The 16,070-nt window shown below is 70.9% G+C and carries 14 protein-coding genes; 6 read left to right on the forward strand and 8 right to left on the reverse strand.

The annotated features are described in order from the left end of the window. Positions 1 to 10: 10 nt before the first annotated feature. Genes alaS through AB0L59_RS24180 form a run of 3 tightly spaced genes read right to left on the reverse strand, consistent with a single transcriptional unit; the run spans position 11 to position 3,484 of the window. Positions 11 to 2,683, reverse strand: a complete 2,673-nt coding sequence (gene alaS, locus AB0L59_RS24170; RefSeq protein ID WP_365587151.1) for an alanine--tRNA ligase — start codon at positions 2,681 to 2,683, stop codon at positions 11 to 13. Next, on the reverse strand, positions 2,683 to 3,030 hold the full coding sequence (locus tag AB0L59_RS24175) for a hypothetical protein (RefSeq protein WP_365587154.1): 348 nt from the start codon (positions 3,028 to 3,030) through the stop codon (positions 2,683 to 2,685). The genes alaS and AB0L59_RS24175 overlap by 1 nt, the downstream gene beginning before the upstream one ends. A gap of 16 nt (positions 3,031 to 3,046) precedes the next feature. Then, positions 3,047 to 3,484, reverse strand: a complete 438-nt coding sequence (locus tag AB0L59_RS24180; RefSeq protein WP_365587420.1) for a DUF948 domain-containing protein — start codon at positions 3,482 to 3,484, stop codon at positions 3,047 to 3,049. A gap of 161 nt (positions 3,485 to 3,645) precedes the next feature. On the opposite strand from AB0L59_RS24180, the gene AB0L59_RS24185 reads away from it, so the two are divergent. Continuing rightward, positions 3,646 to 5,889 (forward strand): regulator, encoded by a 2,244-nt coding sequence (locus tag AB0L59_RS24185; RefSeq protein WP_365587157.1) that lies wholly within the window; start codon positions 3,646 to 3,648, stop codon positions 5,887 to 5,889. A gap of 438 nt (positions 5,890 to 6,327) precedes the next feature. Here the strand turns inward: AB0L59_RS24185 and rpsD are convergent, their stop codons facing one another. The 3 genes from rpsD to AB0L59_RS24200 form a co-directional block, all read right to left on the reverse strand. Beyond that, positions 6,328 to 6,942: a 30S ribosomal protein S4 gene (gene rpsD, locus AB0L59_RS24190; protein ID WP_365587159.1), complete on the reverse strand. Its 615-nt coding sequence runs from the start codon at positions 6,940 to 6,942 to the stop codon at positions 6,328 to 6,330. Between the two features lie 307 nt (positions 6,943 to 7,249). After that, positions 7,250 to 8,605, reverse strand: a complete 1,356-nt coding sequence (locus tag AB0L59_RS24195) for a replication-associated recombination protein A (protein WP_365587160.1) — start codon at positions 8,603 to 8,605, stop codon at positions 7,250 to 7,252. A 46-nt stretch (positions 8,606 to 8,651) separates the two neighbouring features. Further along, positions 8,652 to 9,308: a vitamin K epoxide reductase family protein gene (locus AB0L59_RS24200; RefSeq protein ID WP_365587161.1), complete on the reverse strand. Its 657-nt coding sequence runs from the start codon at positions 9,306 to 9,308 to the stop codon at positions 8,652 to 8,654. A gap of 145 nt (positions 9,309 to 9,453) precedes the next feature. Between AB0L59_RS24200 and AB0L59_RS24205 the strand changes: the two genes are divergently transcribed. The 4 genes from AB0L59_RS24205 to AB0L59_RS24220 are packed head-to-tail and all read left to right on the forward strand — an operon-like array spanning position 9,454 to position 12,987. Beyond that, the gene (locus AB0L59_RS24205; RefSeq protein ID WP_365587164.1) at positions 9,454 to 10,320 is read left to right on the forward strand and encodes an ABC transporter ATP-binding protein; all 867 of its coding nucleotides are present in this window, start codon (positions 9,454 to 9,456) and stop codon (positions 10,318 to 10,320) included. Next, positions 10,317 to 11,162: an ABC transporter permease gene (locus tag AB0L59_RS24210; protein ID WP_365587166.1), complete on the forward strand. Its 846-nt coding sequence runs from the start codon at positions 10,317 to 10,319 to the stop codon at positions 11,160 to 11,162. The genes AB0L59_RS24205 and AB0L59_RS24210 overlap by 4 nt, the downstream gene beginning before the upstream one ends. Then, a complete protein-coding gene (locus tag AB0L59_RS24215) occupies positions 11,159 to 12,364 on the forward strand; it encodes a sensor histidine kinase (protein ID WP_365587168.1) in 1,206 nt (401 codons plus the stop codon). Before AB0L59_RS24210 ends, AB0L59_RS24215 begins: the two co-directional genes overlap by 4 nt. Next, positions 12,361 to 12,987: a response regulator transcription factor gene (locus tag AB0L59_RS24220; protein ID WP_365587171.1), complete on the forward strand. Its 627-nt coding sequence runs from the start codon at positions 12,361 to 12,363 to the stop codon at positions 12,985 to 12,987. Before AB0L59_RS24215 ends, AB0L59_RS24220 begins: the two co-directional genes overlap by 4 nt. 42 nt (positions 12,988 to 13,029) lie before the next feature. Here AB0L59_RS24220 and hisS read toward each other — a convergent pair whose 3' ends face one another. Further along, complete coding sequence (hisS, locus tag AB0L59_RS24225; RefSeq protein ID WP_365587173.1) at positions 13,030 to 14,292, reverse strand: histidine--tRNA ligase; 1,263 nt, start codon at positions 14,290 to 14,292, stop codon at positions 13,030 to 13,032. A 14-nt stretch (positions 14,293 to 14,306) separates the two neighbouring features. Continuing rightward, positions 14,307 to 15,014 (reverse strand): MBL fold metallo-hydrolase, encoded by a 708-nt coding sequence (locus AB0L59_RS24230; protein ID WP_365587176.1) that lies wholly within the window; start codon positions 15,012 to 15,014, stop codon positions 14,307 to 14,309. A 170-nt stretch (positions 15,015 to 15,184) separates the two neighbouring features. On the opposite strand from AB0L59_RS24230, the gene AB0L59_RS24235 reads away from it, so the two are divergent. Next, positions 15,185 to 16,015 (forward strand): peptidylprolyl isomerase, encoded by an 831-nt coding sequence (locus AB0L59_RS24235; protein WP_365587178.1) that lies wholly within the window; start codon positions 15,185 to 15,187, stop codon positions 16,013 to 16,015. Positions 16,016 to 16,070: the final 55 nt, after the last annotated feature.

A 16,070-nucleotide genomic window follows, 5' to 3' on the forward strand; every position in this document is an offset into this window, starting at 1 on the left:
TACTCGGCTGTCACTTGGCGGTCTCGGCGACGAGGCGCTCGACGGCCTCGACGGCCTCGACGACGGCCGCCGGGTTCTGGCCGCCGCCCTGGGCGACGTCCGGCTTGCCGCCACCGCCGCCGCCGAGGGTCTTGGCGGCGGTGCGGACCAGGTCACCGGCCTTGAGACCGCGCTCGCGGGCGGCCTCGTTGGTGGCGATGACGGTCAGCGGCTTGCCGTTGTTGACCGTGAAGAGGGCCACGACCGCGGCCCGGCCACCCTGGATGCGGCCGCGCACGTCGAGGACAAGCCTGCGCAGGTCGTCCGGCGTCGTGCCGTCCGGGACCTGCCCGGTGACGACGGCCACACCGCGCACGTCCTTGGCGGACTCGGCGAGGCCGGCGGCGGCCTGCAGCACCTTCTCGGCGCGGAACTTCTCGATCTCCTTCTCGGCGTCCTTCAGCTTGCCGAGCATGGCCGAGACCTTCTCCGGCAGTTCCTCCGGACGGCCCTTGATCAGCTCTTGGAGCTGGGCGACGACCGTGTGCTCACGGGCGAGGAAGTTGTAGGCGTCGACACCGACGAGGGCCTCGATGCGGCGGACACCCGAGCCGATGGAGGACTCTCCGAGCAGCTTCACCAGGCCCAGCTGGGCGGTGTTGTGCACGTGCGTGCCGCCGCACAGCTCCTTGGAGAAGTCGCCGATGGTGACCACGCGGACGCGCTCGCCGTACTTCTCGCCGAACTCGGCGATGGCGCCCTGCTTCTTGGCGTCGTCGATGCCCATGATCTCGGCGTGGACGTCGAGGTCGCGGGCGAGCACCTCGTTGATCTTCTGCTCGACGTCGGTCATCACAGCCGTCGGAACGGCGGACGGGGAGCCGAAGTCGAAGCGGAAGCGGCCGGGCTGGTTCTCCGAACCGGCCTGGGCGGCCGTCGGGCCCAGGGCGTCGCGCAGCGCCTGGTGGGTCAGGTGGGTGGCCGAGTGCGCGCGGGCGATGGCCTTGCGGCGACGGACGTCGATCGAGGCGTGGGCCTTGGCGCCGACCGTCACCTCGCCGACCTGGACGACACCCTTGTGGACGTAGACACCCGGGACCGGCTTCTGGCAGTCGCGGATCTCGATGACGGCACCGGAGTCGACCTTGATCCGGCCGGTGTCGCCGATCTGGCCGCCGCCCTCGGCGTAGAACGGGGTGCGGTCCAGGACGACCTCGACCTCGTCGCCCTCGCCGGCGGCCGGGGAGGAGACGCCGTCGACCAGGATGCCGACGATCGTCGACTCGCCCTCCGTGTCGCTGTAGCCGATGAAGTCGGTCTCGCCGGCGGTGTCGGCGATCTCCCGGTAGGCGCCGGCGCCGGCGTGGCCGGTCTTCTTCGCCTGCGCGTCGGCCTTGGCGCGCTCCCGCTGCTCCTTCATCAGGCGGCGGAAGCCCTCCTCGTCCACGGAGAGGCCCTGCTCGGCGGCCATCTCCAGGGTGAGGTCGATCGGGAAGCCCCAGGTGTCGTGGAGCAGGAACGCCTTGTCGCCGGAGAGGGTCGTGCCGCCGGACTGCTTGGTCTCGGTGACGGCGGTGTCGAGGATGTTGGTGCCGGCCTTCAGCGTCTTGAGGAAGGCGTTCTCCTCGGCGACGGCGACCTTCTCGATGCGCTCGCGGTCGGTGATCAGCTCCGGGTACTGCTGGCCCATCATCCGGATCACGGTGTCGAGGAGGTCCTTGACGACCGGACCGGTGGCGCCGAGCAGACGCATGTTGCGGATGGCGCGGCGCATGATGCGGCGCAGCACATAGCCGCGGCCCTCGTTGCCGGGGGTGACGCCGTCGCCGATGAGCATCGTGGCCGTACGCATGTGGTCGGTGACCACGCGGAGGGAGACGTCCGAGGCGTGTGCGTCGCCGTAGCGGACGCCGGTGAGCTCGGTGGCCTTCTCGATGACGGCCATGGAGGTGTCGATCTCGTACATGTTCTGCACGCCCTGCAGAATCATGGCGAGCCGCTCCAGGCCGAGGCCCGTGTCGATGTTCTTGCTCGGCAGGTCCCCGAGGATCTCGAAGTTGTCCTTGCCGATGCCCTCGCCCCGCTCGTACTGCATGAAGACGAGGTTCCAGATCTCCACGTACCGCTCGTCGTTGACGGCGGGGCCGCCCTCGACGCCGAACTCGGGGCCGCGGTCGTAGTTGATCTCGGAGCAGGGGCCGCAGGGGCCGGGGACGCCCATGGACCAGAAGTTGTCCTTCATGCCCAGGCGCTGGATGCGCTCCTTGGGCACGCCGACGACCTCGTGCCAGATCTGCTCGGCCTCGTCGTCGTCCTGGTAGACGGTGATCCACAGGCGCTCGGGGTCGAGGCCGTAACCGCCCTTGTCCTGGGGGCCGGTGAGCAGCTCCCAGGCCAGCTTGATGGCGCCTTCCTTGAAGTAGTCGCCGAAGGAGAAGTTGCCGCACATCTGGAAGAACGTGCCGTGGCGTGTGGTCTTGCCGACCTCTTCGATGTCGGGCGTGCGCACGCACTTCTGCACGCTGGTGGCGCGCGGGAACGGCGGCTTGACCTCACCCAGGAAGTAGGGCTTGAAGGGCACCATGCCGGCGGGGACGAGGAGCAGAGTCGGGTCGTCCGCGATGAGCGACGCCGAAGGGACGACGGTGTGCCCGCGCTCCTCGAAGAAGCTCAGCCAGCGGCGGCGAATCTCGGCCGACTCCATCAGTGGTCCTCATTCCGGTTGTACGAGTGCATCGGGGCTTCGATGTACTTCGGGTTGCTGCGGTTGTTCTCGATGGCGGTGTACCGCCGCGGGGTCGGGAGTTCGGGGTTCTCGTGGATCCCCAGGGCCTCCTCCAGCTCGGCCTCCCGCTGGGCCATGTTGTCGCGGACGTCGAGCGCGAAGCCCACCGCGCGGTCCTTCAGCCGCTGACCGGTCTCCAGGGCCTTGTTGGCCGCGGTCGCGGCGAGGCTCTCGGGGGTCAGCTGCTTGAGCTTGCGGTTGACCTTGGTGGTGGCCCACACGCCGGCGGCGACACCTGTGGTGAACCAGAACGTACGGCGGAACATCGCTCGGTCTCAGTCCCTACTTCCCGCGGAGGTTTCGCTTGCGTCGTGCGGCGGGGACCGTGCGGCCCACGATCACGGTACGCCGGGGCGCCTTCGTGGGCACGTCCTCCTTGCGTCCGCCGAGCGCCCGGCGGACGCCGTAGCCGAAGGCCGCGACCTTGACCAGCGGGCCGCCGAAGGTGGAGGCGACCGTGCTCGACAGCGCGGAGGCGTTCGACGTGACCTCCTGGACGTCGGAGGCGATCGCGTCGACACGGTCGATCTGGGTCTGCGCGGACCGCACGGCCGCGGAGGCGTCGGCGAGCAGCGGGACGGCCTGGTCGGTCACGTCCGCCACGAGCTTGGTGGTCGCCTTGAGCGTCTGGGCCAGTCTCGCGAGGGCCACCGCGAGGAAGGAGACCAGGATCGCCCAGAAGACGGCCACCAGGATCCCGGCCACCTCTCCACCGGACACTGTGCGCACCCGCTCCCTGAAACGTGCCTCACCATCGAAAAAGTCGTGTCCGAGCCTATCGCGCCGGGACCGGCGCTCTGCACCGGATTACCGGGCGGCGGGGACGGAGTTGCGGGAAGCGATTGTACGCGTTGAACACGCTTCAGTACGCTCCGTGTCCCATGCGAGGTCCTCAGCGCCCAGATCCGTTCGCCGACGGCGATCCGCCCCTGGAACTGACCACGTTCGTCGGGCGCTCGGCCGAACTCGCCGAGCTGGCCGACGCGCTCGGCGGAGCGCGGCTGGTGACCGTGACCGGGGTCGGCGGGGTCGGCAAGTCCCGGCTGGCCGCGCGGATCGCCGTCGGCCGGGAGTCCGCCACCGGGCGGGCGGAGCTGTCCCCGGTGCGCGATCCGCAGTTCGTGGAGTACGCGGTGGCGGAGGCGCTGGGGCTCACCGACCACACCGCCCGGCTGCCTCGGGAGACGCTGCTGGAGCATCTCGCCGGCCGCCCTGCCCTGCTGGTGCTGGACGGGTTCGAGCATCTTGTGCAGGCCTGTGCCGAGCTGACCGCGGAGCTGCTGCGGAGGCTGCCGGAGCTGCGGGTGCTGGCGGTGGGCCGGCGGCCGCTGGGGCTGGCGGGTGAGCGGCTGTTCCCGCTGGCGCCGCTCGGCGAGGACGAGGCGGTGGAACTGTTCACGGACCGGGCCCGGGAGCAGGGGGTGCAGGTGTCCGACGGGCCCGCACTGCGCGAGCTGTGCCGCCGGCTGGAGGGGCTTCCGCTGGCGCTGGAGCTGGCCGCCGGGCGGTTGCGGGCGCTGTCCCCGGCGCAGCTGCTGGAGCGGCTGGACGACCGGTTCCGGCTGCTGGCCGGGAGCGGCCGGGACAGGGCCGGGCGCCCGGTTCCCGGCGGCCCTCCGGCCCGCCACCAGACGCTGCGCACGGCGATCGGCTGGAGCCACGAGCTGTGCACGCCCGCCGAGCGGCTGCTGTGGGCGCGGCTGTCGGTGTTCGCGCAGACCTTCGACCTGGAGGCGGCCGAGTACGTGTGCAGCGGGGACGGGCTGCCCGCCGAGGACGTCCTGGACGTGCTCTCGGAGCTGCTGGCCCAGTCGGTCGTCAGCCGCGAGGAGACTCCGGCCGGCCCCCGCTACCGGATGCTGGACACCGTCCGGGACTACGGCGCCGAATGGCTGGAGGGGACCGGGGACGCGGGCCGGCTGCGCAGGCGGCACCGGGACTGGTACCTGGGCCTGGCGACCTGGTGCGAGCTGGACTGGTTCTCGCCGAGGCAGGGCGAGGTGGCCACGCGGGTCGAGACGGAGCTGCCCAATCTGCGGGCGGCCCTGGAGTTCTGTCTGACGGAGCCGGCGGAGGCGCATCTCGGCCAGTATCTGGCGGGGACGCTGTGGTTCTGCTGGGTCGGGTGCGGACGGCTCGCGGAGGGCCGTCGCTGGCTGGCGCGCAGCGTGGAACTGGAGTCGGAGTACGAGCAGTCGCGGCTCAAGGCGCTGTGGGTGCTGGGCTATGTGGCGATCCTGCAGGGTGACACCGTGCCGGCGCTGACGGCGCTGCGGGAGTGCCGGGAACGGGCCGAGCGGGCCGCGGACCCCACGGCGGTGGCGTACGCGGAGCACCGCACCGGCTGTCTGGCCCTCGTCACCGACGACATGGCCCGCGCGGAAACGCTGCTGCGATCGGCTCTTGAGCGCTATCAGGAGATCGGCGAGCTCAACAGCAACGTGCTGATGGGCCAGGTGGAGCTGGCGATGGCACGGGCCTTCCAGGGGGACCTGACGGACGCGGTGCGGCTGTGCGAGGACGTGCGCCGGGTGTGCGAGGACCACGGGGAGCGCTGGGCCCGGTCGTACGCGCTGTACGTGCTGGCGTACGCGGCCTGGCAGGAGGGCGCCCAGGACACGGCGCGCGAGCTGCTCGTGGAGTGCCTGCGCAATGCCCACGCCTTCCACGACCTGCTCGGCTCGGTGCTGTCGTTGGAGCTGCTGGCGCTGGTGACGGCGTCGCAGGGCGAGCCGGCCGAGGCGGCGCTGCTGCAGGGCGCGGCGGGGCGGATGTGGCCGTCGGTGGGGCTGCCGCTGTTCGGCTCGGCGCACTACAACGTCCCGCACGAGCGCTGCGAGGTGCTCGCACGCCAGGCACTCGGTGACGCCCGCTACGAGGCGTGCGTGCGCGAGGGCGCCCGTCTGGACCGCGCGACGGCCGTGGCGCGCGCGCTCGGCCTTGACGGGGTACGACCGCTGAGCGCGCTGCCGTCTCCGCGCGGAGCGCCGGCATCCCCTGCCGGCGAGCCCCACCGCACCTCGGACGTGGACCCCACCGGGCGTACTGCCGACTCCCCACGCACCGGCGACGCGGATCGCTCGGGAGCCAGGCCTCCGCAGGGGTGGCGGGGGGCGCGCGGGTAGCGGTGCGGGGCGGACAGAGCCGGGGCGGGAGGGTCACCGGCCGCGGCAGTGGTGCGGATCGGAGGCCGCCCGGGCCCTGGACAGTGGGACGTGCGGGCCGATCGGTGGTGCGAGCAGCCGGACACGGGGGCCGCCGGGTCCGGCACGAGAGCGGGAGAGGCGGGCCCGGCGCGGGCAGCGGGACTTGTGGAGCAGGGGGCGTCGCGGGCAGCGGGACTCGTGAAGCCACCGTGGCGCGCTGACCGCGGGGCGGCCAGGCCACGGTCGCGCGCTGACCGCAGGACCCATGGGTGCCCGGTGGCAGCGCTGGCAGCAGTCCCCCACGGAGGCAGGCTCGGCGCACCGGCACCGGGGTGGCGCCGGAAAAAGCGAACCCGCCGCCCCGCTCGCCCCGAAGGGCGAGGAGGCGGCGGGCTGAGGGCTACGCCGGGGCTGGGGTCAGCGGGCGTAGTACTCGACGACGAGCTGCTCGTCGCAGATGACCGGAACTTCCTTGCGGTTCGGCTCGCGGTCCAGGCGGAACGCCAGGGCCTTGAGGTTCACCTGCAGGTAGCGCGGGGTCTCACCCTCGGGGGCGAAGCCACCCTCGCGGGCGATCTGGAAGAGCGTCTTGTCCTTGGAGCGGTCGCGGACCTGCACGACGTCGTCCGGACGGACACGGAAGGACGGCTTGTCGACCTTCTGGCCGTTGACCTGGATGTGGCCGTGGACGACCATCTGACGGGCCTGGTAGATGGTGCGGGCGAGGCCCGAACGCAGGACCAGGGCGTCGAGACGGCGCTCGAGCTCGACGATCAGGGCCTCACCGGTCTTGCCCTGAACCTTGGACGCGCGCTCGTAGGCGCGGACCAGCTGGCGCTCGGAGATGTCGTACTGCGCGCGCAGACGCTGCTTCTCCAGCAGACGGACCTTGTAGTCCGAGTTCTGCTTGCGGCCGCGGCCGTGCTCACCCGGCGGGTAGGGGCGGGCCTCGAAGTACTTGACGGCCTTCGGGGTCAGCGCGATGCCGAGGGCACGCGACTTCTTGACCTTGGGGCGGGACTGGTTCGCCACTGTCTCTTATCTCTTTCGTAGGTTCGGCTCGTCAGGGTTGAGGGAGGTCGCATCCGCAGCCGGGGAAACCCACCGGGTCCGCACGGGACCTGCCGGGCAGCCGCTCCCCTGGTCTGGGCACATACATGCAGCACGCGAGTGGCCCACCGACCGTCCCGGGACTCCGAGTGGTGGTGGGCTGCCCGCGACACCGTTCGACGGTGCGCGACGCTCCTGGAACTCCGCGTCCTCGCGGCCGTGGGGTTCCGGCTGGTTGTCCCGCTCTGACTGCACGGGACTCAGCACTTCGGGGCAGTCTACAGCGTGCTCAGGACCGCTTGCGACCGAGGCGTTTCCTGGTCCACTCGACCGCGTCCGCGTATCTGGCCTCCGTGCCGTGCCGCCCCGGGGTGTAGTACTCGCGGTCCTTCAGGGCGTCCGGCGCGTACTGCTGCTGGGCGATGCCCTCCGGCAGGTCGTGCGGATACACATACCCCTGGGCGTGACCGAGCTTGGCGGCTCCCTTGTAGTGACCGTCGCGCAGATGCGGCGGAACCGGGCCGGCCAGGCCCTTGCGTACGTCCTCCATGGCGGCGCCGATCGCGGTGGTCGCCGAGTTGGACTTGGGGGCGAGCGCCAGGGCGATGGTGGCGTGGCTGAGGGTGAGCGCGGCCTCGGGGAAGCCGATCATCGCGACGGCCTGGGCCGCGGCGACCGCGATGGGCAGGGCGTTGGGGTCGGCCAGGCCGATGTCCTCGCTCGCGGAGATCATCAGGCGGCGGGCGATGAAGCGGGGGTCCTCGCCGGCCTCGATCATGCGGGCCAGGTAGTGCAGGGCCGCGTCGACGTCGGAGCCCCTGATGGACTTGATGAGGGCGCTGGCGACGTCGTAGTGCTGGTCGCCGTCGCGGTCGTACTTCACCGCTGCCCGGTCCACCGTCTGCTCCAGCGTCTCCAGGCTGATCTCGCGATCGCCCTTGTCCAGGGCGGCTCCGGCGGCCGCCTCCAGGGCGGTCAGGGCGCGGCGGGCGTCGCCGCCGGCGATGCGCAGCAGGTGCTCCTCGGTGTCCTCGGGGAGGGAGACGGCGTCCTTCAGACCGCGCTCGTCGGTCAGGGCGCGCTTGAGCAGGCCCCGGATGTCGTCGTCGGTGAGGGACTCGAGGGTGAGCAGGAGGGAGCGGGAGAGCAGGGGGGAGATCACCGAGAAGTACGGGTTCTCGGTCGTGGCCGCGATCAGGGTCACCCAGCGGTTCTCCACCGCGGGGAGCAGGGAGTCCTGCTGGGCCTTGCTGAAGCGGTGGATCTCGTCCAGGAAGAGAACGGTCTCCTTGCCGTAGCCGCCGGTGGCGCGGCGGGCGCCGTCGATGACCGCGCGGACCTCCTTGACGCCCGCGGTGATCGCGGACAGCTCCACGAACCGCTTGTTCGTGGCCTTGGACACGACGTACGCGAGGGTGGTCTTGCCCGTGCCGGGCGGGCCCCAGAGGATCACCGAGGACGGTCCGGCCGGGCCCCCGGAGCCCTCGCCGACCAGCCGGCGCAGCGGGGAGCCGGGCTTGAGCAGATGCTGCTGGCCCACGACCTCGTCGAGGGTGCGCGGGCGCATCCGTACCGCCAGGGGGCTGGCTGCCGGGTCCGTCTCCTGGCGTTCTTCTGCTGCGGCGGTGAACAGGTCGGGTTCCACGTCCAAAACCCTAAATCACCGCACTGACAACGCGGCCGGGCCCGGGTCAGGCCCAGAGCTGGCTGCCCCACCGGGTCAGGATCAGCATGGCGATGACGCCGCAGTGGGTGACCGGGACGACCCAGGTGAACTCGGCGAGGAACCGCTTCAGCCAGCGCGGCGCGGGCAGGAAGTCGTTGCGGACGTTGAACGAGGTCACGTACCAGAACATGGTGATCGTGGCGACCCAGGCCAGCGAGCACCACAGGCACAGGGCGTTGATCCGGTACAGGGACTCGAACTGCAGCCAGGTGACGAAGCACACGCCGAAGAGCGTGCCGAAGTTGAACGTCAGCCAGTACCAGCGCGGGAAGCGGGCGCGCGTGAGCAGGCTCATGCCGACGCAGACGACGATGCCGTAGCAGACCAGGCCCAGCATCGGGTTCGGGAAGCCGAAGACCGCCGCCTGCTTGCTCTCCATGACGCTTCCGCAGGAGACCACCGGGTTCACGCTGCACCCCGGGGTGAAGGTCTTGCCCGCGACCTTGGCCTCGAGGATCTTGAACTTGTCGAGCGTGATGACCCAGGCGGCCAGCACTCCGGCAGCGCCGGTGATCACCAGCAGGATGGCGAAGGCCCGGCTGCCGCCCACCGTGCGCGGGGCCTCGGCGACACGCTCGGGACCCGACTCCGTGGAGACGTCGTTGACTGTCGTCTTGCTCATCACGCCGATTCCGTCACTTGAGAGTTGGACCATCTTCGGGCACGGCTCATTGTGCCGCACGCGCGGGTGTGTCCACCGTTCGAAGGACATAAGGACGTACGCACGGTGGTCACGGACCGTTCGGTTCCGGCCGATGCTCGAGGACATGACAGCACACGCGAACGAACTCGCGGTGGACGTCCGGGGGCTGCGCAAGCGGTACGGGGACGTGACCGCGGTGGACGGGCTCGATCTCGGCATCCGGCAGGGCGAGGTGTTCGGCCTGCTCGGACCCAACGGAGCCGGCAAGAGCACCACGGTGGAGATCCTTCAGGGCAACCGGTCACGGGACGGGGGCGAGGTGTCCGTCCTCGGCGCTGACCCGGCGACGGGCACGCGCGCGTGGAGGTCACGGGTGGGAATCGTCCGGCAGGACGAATCGGCGCCCGCGGAGTTGACGGTGCGCGAGACGGTGCGGCACTTCGCCCGTTACTACCCGCGTCCGCGCGACCCGGAGGAGGTCATCGGCCTGGTGGGCCTCGAAGCGAGGAAGAACAGCCGGATCAAGGCGCTCTCCGGAGGCCAGCGGCGCCGCCTCGACGTGGCGCTGGGGGTGATCGGCGATCCCGAGCTGCTGCTCCTGGACGAGCCGACCACCGGCTTCGACCCGGCCGCCCGACGGCAGTTCTGGGACCTGATCAGGCTGCTCGCCGACGAGGGCACGACGATCCTGCTCACCACGCACTACCTGGAGGAGGCCGAGACCCTCGCGGACCGGCTCGCCGTCGTCGCGAAGGGCCGGGTCGTCGCCGAAGGCGCGCCGGACGAGCTGCGCCGGCGCCACGGCGGTGAGGTCACCGTCTCCTGGACGGCGGCCGACGACTCCCCGCGCACGGAGCACACCGCCACACCGACGCGGATCGTCGCCGAGCTGACCCGCCGCTTCGACGGCGAGATACCCGGACTGACCGTGGCCCGCCCCACGCTGGAGGACGTCTACCTCCGGCTGACCGGCCAGGAGGCCCCGCGATGACCACGACCGCCGTACGGGCGACCGCCCACGGGTCCGCCGGGTCCATGCCCGGCGCCTGGTCGCTGGGGCTGCTGCGGGGCGGCCTGGAGATCAAGCAGTTCTTCCGGCTGCGCGAGCAGGTGGTGTTCACCTTCTCCTTCCCGGTGGTGTTCCTGTTCCTGTTCGCCTCGATCTTCCACGACGACGTCGGGCACACCGGGATCACCGCCTCCCAGTTGTACGTTCCCGCGATGATGGCCTCCGGGATCATGTCGACGAGCTTCCAGTCGCTCGGCATCTCCATCGCGGTGGAGCGGGACGAGAAGGTGCTGCGGCGGCTCAGGGGCACGCCGATGCCGCCCGCGGCCTACTTTCTCGGCAAGATCTGGCTGGTTCTGTTCACGGCCGTCCTGGAGACCGTGATCCTGCTGGCCGCCGGCATGGCGTTCTACGGCGTCCACCTGCCGTCGGACGCCGGGCGCTGGTTCGACTTCGCGTGGATCTTCGTGCTCGGTCTGACCGGGTGCGCGCTGCTCGGCATCGCCGTCAGCTCCGTGCCCCAGTCGGCGAAGAGCGCCGGCTCGGTCGTCGTCCTGCCGTTCCTGGTCCTCCAGTTCATCTCCGGGGTCTACATCGCCATCGGCACCATCCCCGGCTGGATGCTGGACATCGGCGCCCTGTTCCCGCTGAAGTGGCTGTCCCAGGGCCTGCGGGCCGTGTTCCTGCCCGACTCCGCGAAGGTCCTGGAGCAGGCGCACGCATGGGAGTTCGGGCGGATCGCGCTGGTGCTGGCCGCCTGGTGCGCCGGAGGATTGGCGCTGTGCCTGCTGACCTTCCGGTGGAAGAACCGGCGCGAGGGATGAGGGGCGACAGGGCCCGCGGAGCCCACGCCTGGGACCGTTCCTTCCTGCTCTGGGACGTGTACTTCGCGGTGGCCTGGGTGGCCACGCAGACCATGGTGCTGGGCGCCGAGCATCCGGTGTGGTGGGTCCGGGCCGTCGCGGCCGGGCTTCTCGTGCCGCTGGTGCCCTGGTACGTGGCAGTGGGGCGCCGTCTCCTCGGCGAGGACCCGCCGGACGAGCGTCGCGCCCGGTACTACCTGGCCGGGGCGACGGCCCTGTTCGTGCCGTCCGCGGTACTGGCCGGCGAGACTCGGCTCCTGGCCTTCGCGCTGATACCCCAGTGCTTCATGACCCTGCGCATGCGCGGTGCCTTGATCGCGGTGACCGTGATCAATGTGGTGCCGGTCGCGGGCTGGGCGCTGCTGTGGCGGCCGGGCGCCGAGGATCTGCTCGTCAACACGCTGTCCGCGCTGGTGACCCTGGTGTTCTCGGCGGTCGTCGGCGGATGGATCATCAGGATCATCGAGCAGAGCCTGGAACGGGCCGAGCTCATCGCCGAGTTGGACGCCAGCCGGCACGAGATCTCCCGGCTGTCCGCCGCCCACGGCGCGCTCGCCGAACGCGAGCGGCTCGCCCGGGAGATCCACGACACCCTCGCCCAGGGCTTCACCAGCCTGCTCATGCTCGTCCAGGCCGTGGACGCGGAACTCGACGCCGACCCCGCCAGGGCCCGCAGCCATCTGGCCCTCATGGAGGACACCGCCCGCCGCAACCTCGCCGAGGCTCGCGCGCTGGTGGCCGGCGGCGCACCCGCCGATCTGGCGGGCGCCAGTCTCCCGGACGCGCTGGAGCGCCTGGCCGCCCGGCACGAGGCGGTCCTCGCCGTCACCGGCCCGGTGCGCACGCTCCCGGCCGGCGTGGAGGTGGTGGCCCTGCGCGCCTGCCAGGAGGCCCTGACCAACACCCGTAAGCACGCCGGGAGTTCGACGACGCGGGTGGAGGTGTGTCTCGGCTACGCGGACGACACGCTGACCCTCTGCGTCCGCGACGACGGCTGCGGCTTCGACCCGAGGGCCGCGTCGAGCGGATACGGTCTGGCGGGGTTGCGCGCCCGTGCGGCCGAGGTGGGCGGCACGGCGTCCGTCCACAGCACACCCGGCGACGGTACGAGGGTGACCGTACGCCTGCCCGTGCCCGCCGCCGTCGTCAGTGAGGTGCCGTGATCCGCATCGTCCTGGCCGACGACCACCCCGTCGTAAGGGAGGGGCTGCGCGCCATGCTGAACGCCGAACCGGATCTGGAGGTGGTCGGCGACGCGGCCAGCGGACCGCAGGCGGAGGCCCTGGCGGCCGAACTGGGCCCGGACATCGTGCTGATGGACCTGCGTATGCCGGGCGGCTCGGGCGTGGACTCGATCGTGCGGATGACGGCGGCCGGGCTGCCGTGCCGGGTGATCGTCCTGACGACGTACGAGACCGACCGCGACATCCTGCGGGCCGTGGAGGCGGGCGCCGCGGGCTACCTGCTGAAGGACCTGCCCCGCCGCGAACTGGCCGACGCGGTGCGGGCGGCCGCGCGCGGCGAGACGGTGCTGGCCCCGTCGGTTGCGGCCCGCCTGGTGGACCAGCTCCGCGCCAGACCGGAACGCCCCCGGCTGTCGGAGCGGGAGACGGCCGTCCTGCGCCTGGTGGCCGAGGGCTGCACCAACGCGGAGATCGGTCGCAGGCTCTTCATCGGCGAGTCGACGGTGAAGACCCATCTGCTGCGGATCTTCGGCAAGTTGGGCGTGGACGACCGGACGGCGGCCGTGACCAGCGCGATGCGGTACGGGTTGCTGGAACAGTGAGAGGGCCGCCGGGAATGCCCGGCGGCCCTCCTGTCGTCCGGCTCAGCCGAGCCGGGACTCCATCTCCGCCACGATCTCGTTCATGCCGATCGCCGTCTGCTCGCCGGACTCCATGTCCTTGAGCTGGACGACGCCGTCGGCGAGGTCGCGCTCGCCGGCCACGATCGCGTACCGGGCGCCGCTGCGGTTGGCGTTCTTCATGGCGCCCTTCAGGCCCTTGCCGCCGTAGGAGAAGTCAGCCGCGATGCCGACCTTGCGCAACTCGGTCACCTTCGCGAACAGCACCCGGCGGGCCTCCTCGCCGAGGGGGACGGCGTACACCGACGTCGTGGACGGGATGTCGAGCTCCACGCCCTCCGCCTCCAGCGCGAGGACGGTGCGGTCGACGCCGAGCGCCCAGCCGACGGACGGCAGCGCGGGGCCGCCGATCATCTCCGACAGGCCGTCGTACCGGCCGCCGCCGCCCACGGCGGACTGCGAGCCCAGACCGTCGTGCACGAACTCGAAGGTGGTGCGGGTGTAGTAGTCCAGGCCGCGCACCAGCTTGGGGTCGTCCTCGAAGGAGACGCCCGCGGCGCTGATCAGCTCGCGGACCTCCTCGTGGTACGCCTTGCAGGCGTCGCAGAGGAAGTCGCGGAGGAGGGGCGCGCCCGTCAGCTGCTTCTGCACCGACTCGCGCTTGTCGTCGAGGACCCGCAGCGGGTTGATGTCGACGCGACGGCGGGTGTCCTCGTCCAGGTCCAGGCCGTGCAGGAAGTCCTGCAGCGCGATCCGGTACACCGGCCGGCACTCCTTGTCGCCCAGGCTGTTCAGCAGGATGCGGAAATCGCGCAGGCCCAGCGAGCGGTACGCCTGGTCGGCCAGGATGATCAGCTCGGCGTCCAGCGCCGGGTCCTCCGCGCCGATCGCCTCGGCGCCGACCTGGGAAAAGTGGCGGTAACGGCCCTTCTGGGGGCGCTCGTAGCGGTAGTACGAGCCGGAGTACCAGAGCTTGACCGGGAGGTTGCCCGACTTGTGCAGGTTGGCCTCGAGGGCCGCGCGCAGGACGGAGGCGGTTCCCTCGGGGCGCAGGGCGAGCTTGTCGCCGCCCTTGGTCTCGAAGGCGTACATCTCCTTGGTCACGATGTCGGTGGACTCGCCGACCCCGCGCGCGAACAGCTCGACGTTCTCGAAGCCCGGGGTCTCGATGTAGCCGTAACCGGAGTTGCGCAGCGGGGCGGCGATCGCCTCGCGGACGGCGAGGTACTTGGCGGAGTCCGGCGGGATGAGGTCGTAGGTGCCCTTGGGGGCCTGGAAGGTACTCACGAAAGGCTCTCTCGTCACATTCCTCGTCGGGGGGCCTCGGCGGCTCCCTGGCCGGCCGCCACCTGCCGCAGATAGGGGTTGGTGGCGCGCTCCTGGCCGATGGTCGTCTGGGGGCCGTGGCCGGACAGCACCACGGTGGAGTCGTCGAGCGGCAGGCACACGCGGGCCAGCGACTCGAGCATGTCCGCCATGGATCCGCCCGGCAGGTCGGTGCGTCCGATGGAGCCGGCGAACAGCAGATCCCCGGAGAAGAACACCGACGGGATGTCGGCGGTCTCGGGCATCCGGAAGGTCACCGACCCCTTGGTATGGCCCGGAGCGTGCGCGACGGAGAACTCGAGCCCGGCCAGGTCCAGGGCGGTGCCGTTCGTCAGCTCCCGGACGTCGTCCGGCTCCCCCACGGTCAGCTCGCCCATCAGCGGCATGCCGATGGACCGGCCGAGTGCCTTCTCGGGGTCGCTCATCATGTACCGGTCCTCGGGGTGGATCCAGGCCGGTACGTCGTGGGCGCCGCAGACCGGGACGACCGAGGCCACGTGGTCGATGTGGCCGTGGGTGAGGACGACGGCGACCGGCTTGAGCCGGTGCTTCTTCAGTGCTTCCTCGACGCCTTCGGCGGCCTGGTGGCCGGGGTCGATGATCACGCACTCCTCACCGGCGGCGGGGGCGACGAGATAACAGTTCGTCCCCCAGGCCCCGGCGGGGAACCCGGCAATGAGCACGATCGTCCTTCGTTGTGTCGATACGGGTGGCTACAACCTGTGGTCCAGAGCCTACCGGCGCTGCCGTTTCCTCAGCTAACCCATATACGGTACGGGGCTACACGCAACGGTCGGCTCACGAGGACGCACGCGTACCGGTCGACACACGACACGCATGAGGAGAGAACCCGGTGGTCAGCCAGGAGCAGCGGCGGCGTCAGCTCGCCCGGGAGAAGTTCTTGCGGCAGCAGCAGCGGCGCACCAGCGCGCGGCGCAAGGCACGCGTACGCAACTCCGTGATCGCGTCGGTACTGGGCGTGGTCGTGATCGGCAGCGTCGCGTTGTACACGACCGGGGTGCTGAAGAACGACGACAAGAAGACCAACACCGCCGCCGACGTCACACCCAGCGCCACGCCCCCCAGCAAGGCCCCGGACCCGTGCGCGAAGCCGGCGGCCGGCTCGGCGAAGAAGCTGAGCTGGAAGAAGGAGCCGGCGATGACCATCGACACGTCGGCGAAGTACACGATGAAGCTCGCCACGACGTGCGGTGACATCGACGTCGCGCTGAAGACGGCGGCTGCCCCGCACACCGTGAACTCGTTCAACTTCCTTGCGGCGCAGGGCTATTTCGACCACACCAAGTGCCACCGCCTGACCACGACCGGCATCTACGTGCTCCAGTGCGGCGATCCGCAGGGCACCGGCATGGGCGGGCCGGGCTACACGCTCCCGGACGAGAACCTGAAGGACAAGAGCCTGAAGGGCAACACGTACCCGGCGGGCACGGTGGCGATGGCCAACACCGGTCAGAAGCACACCGGCGGCAGCCAGTTCTTCCTGGTCTACAAGGACAGCCCGTTGCCGCCCAGCTACACACCGTTCGGCACGGTGTCGGACGCGGGCATGAAGGTGCTGCAGAAGATCGCCGCCGCCGGTGCCCAGTCGGCCGACCCGACCTCGGGCAACACCGCTCCCAACGCGACCGTGGTGATCAACAAGGCGACGGTGGCGAAGTCCTGACACCGTCCCGAAGCCCGAGGCGGCCAACTGCGGAATTTCGGTCGTGCTGGATGCG

Source organism: Streptomyces sp. NPDC052109, assembly GCF_040680195.1.
Lineage (GTDB): Bacteria > Actinomycetota > Actinomycetes > Streptomycetales > Streptomycetaceae > Streptomyces.

Bases quoted from the DNA above. Each gene is read 5' to 3' on its own strand.
- alaS (WP_365587151.1), bottom strand. From the start codon at position 2,683: ATGGAGTCGGCCGAGATTCGCCGCCGCTGGCTGAGCTTCTTCGAGGAG.
- AB0L59_RS24175 (WP_365587154.1), bottom strand. From the start codon at position 3,030: ATGTTCCGCCGTACGTTCTGGTTCACCACAGGTGTCGCCGCCGGCGTG.
- AB0L59_RS24185 (WP_365587157.1), top strand. From the start codon at position 3,646: ATGCGAGGTCCTCAGCGCCCAGATCCGTTCGCCGACGGCGATCCGCCC.
- AB0L59_RS24200 (WP_365587161.1), bottom strand. From the start codon at position 9,308: ATGAGCAAGACGACAGTCAACGACGTCTCCACGGAGTCGGGTCCCGAG.
- AB0L59_RS24205 (WP_365587164.1), top strand. From the start codon at position 9,454: ATGACAGCACACGCGAACGAACTCGCGGTGGACGTCCGGGGGCTGCGC.
- AB0L59_RS24210 (WP_365587166.1), top strand. From the start codon at position 10,317: ATGACCACGACCGCCGTACGGGCGACCGCCCACGGGTCCGCCGGGTCC.
- AB0L59_RS24215 (WP_365587168.1), top strand. From the start codon at position 11,159: ATGAGGGGCGACAGGGCCCGCGGAGCCCACGCCTGGGACCGTTCCTTC.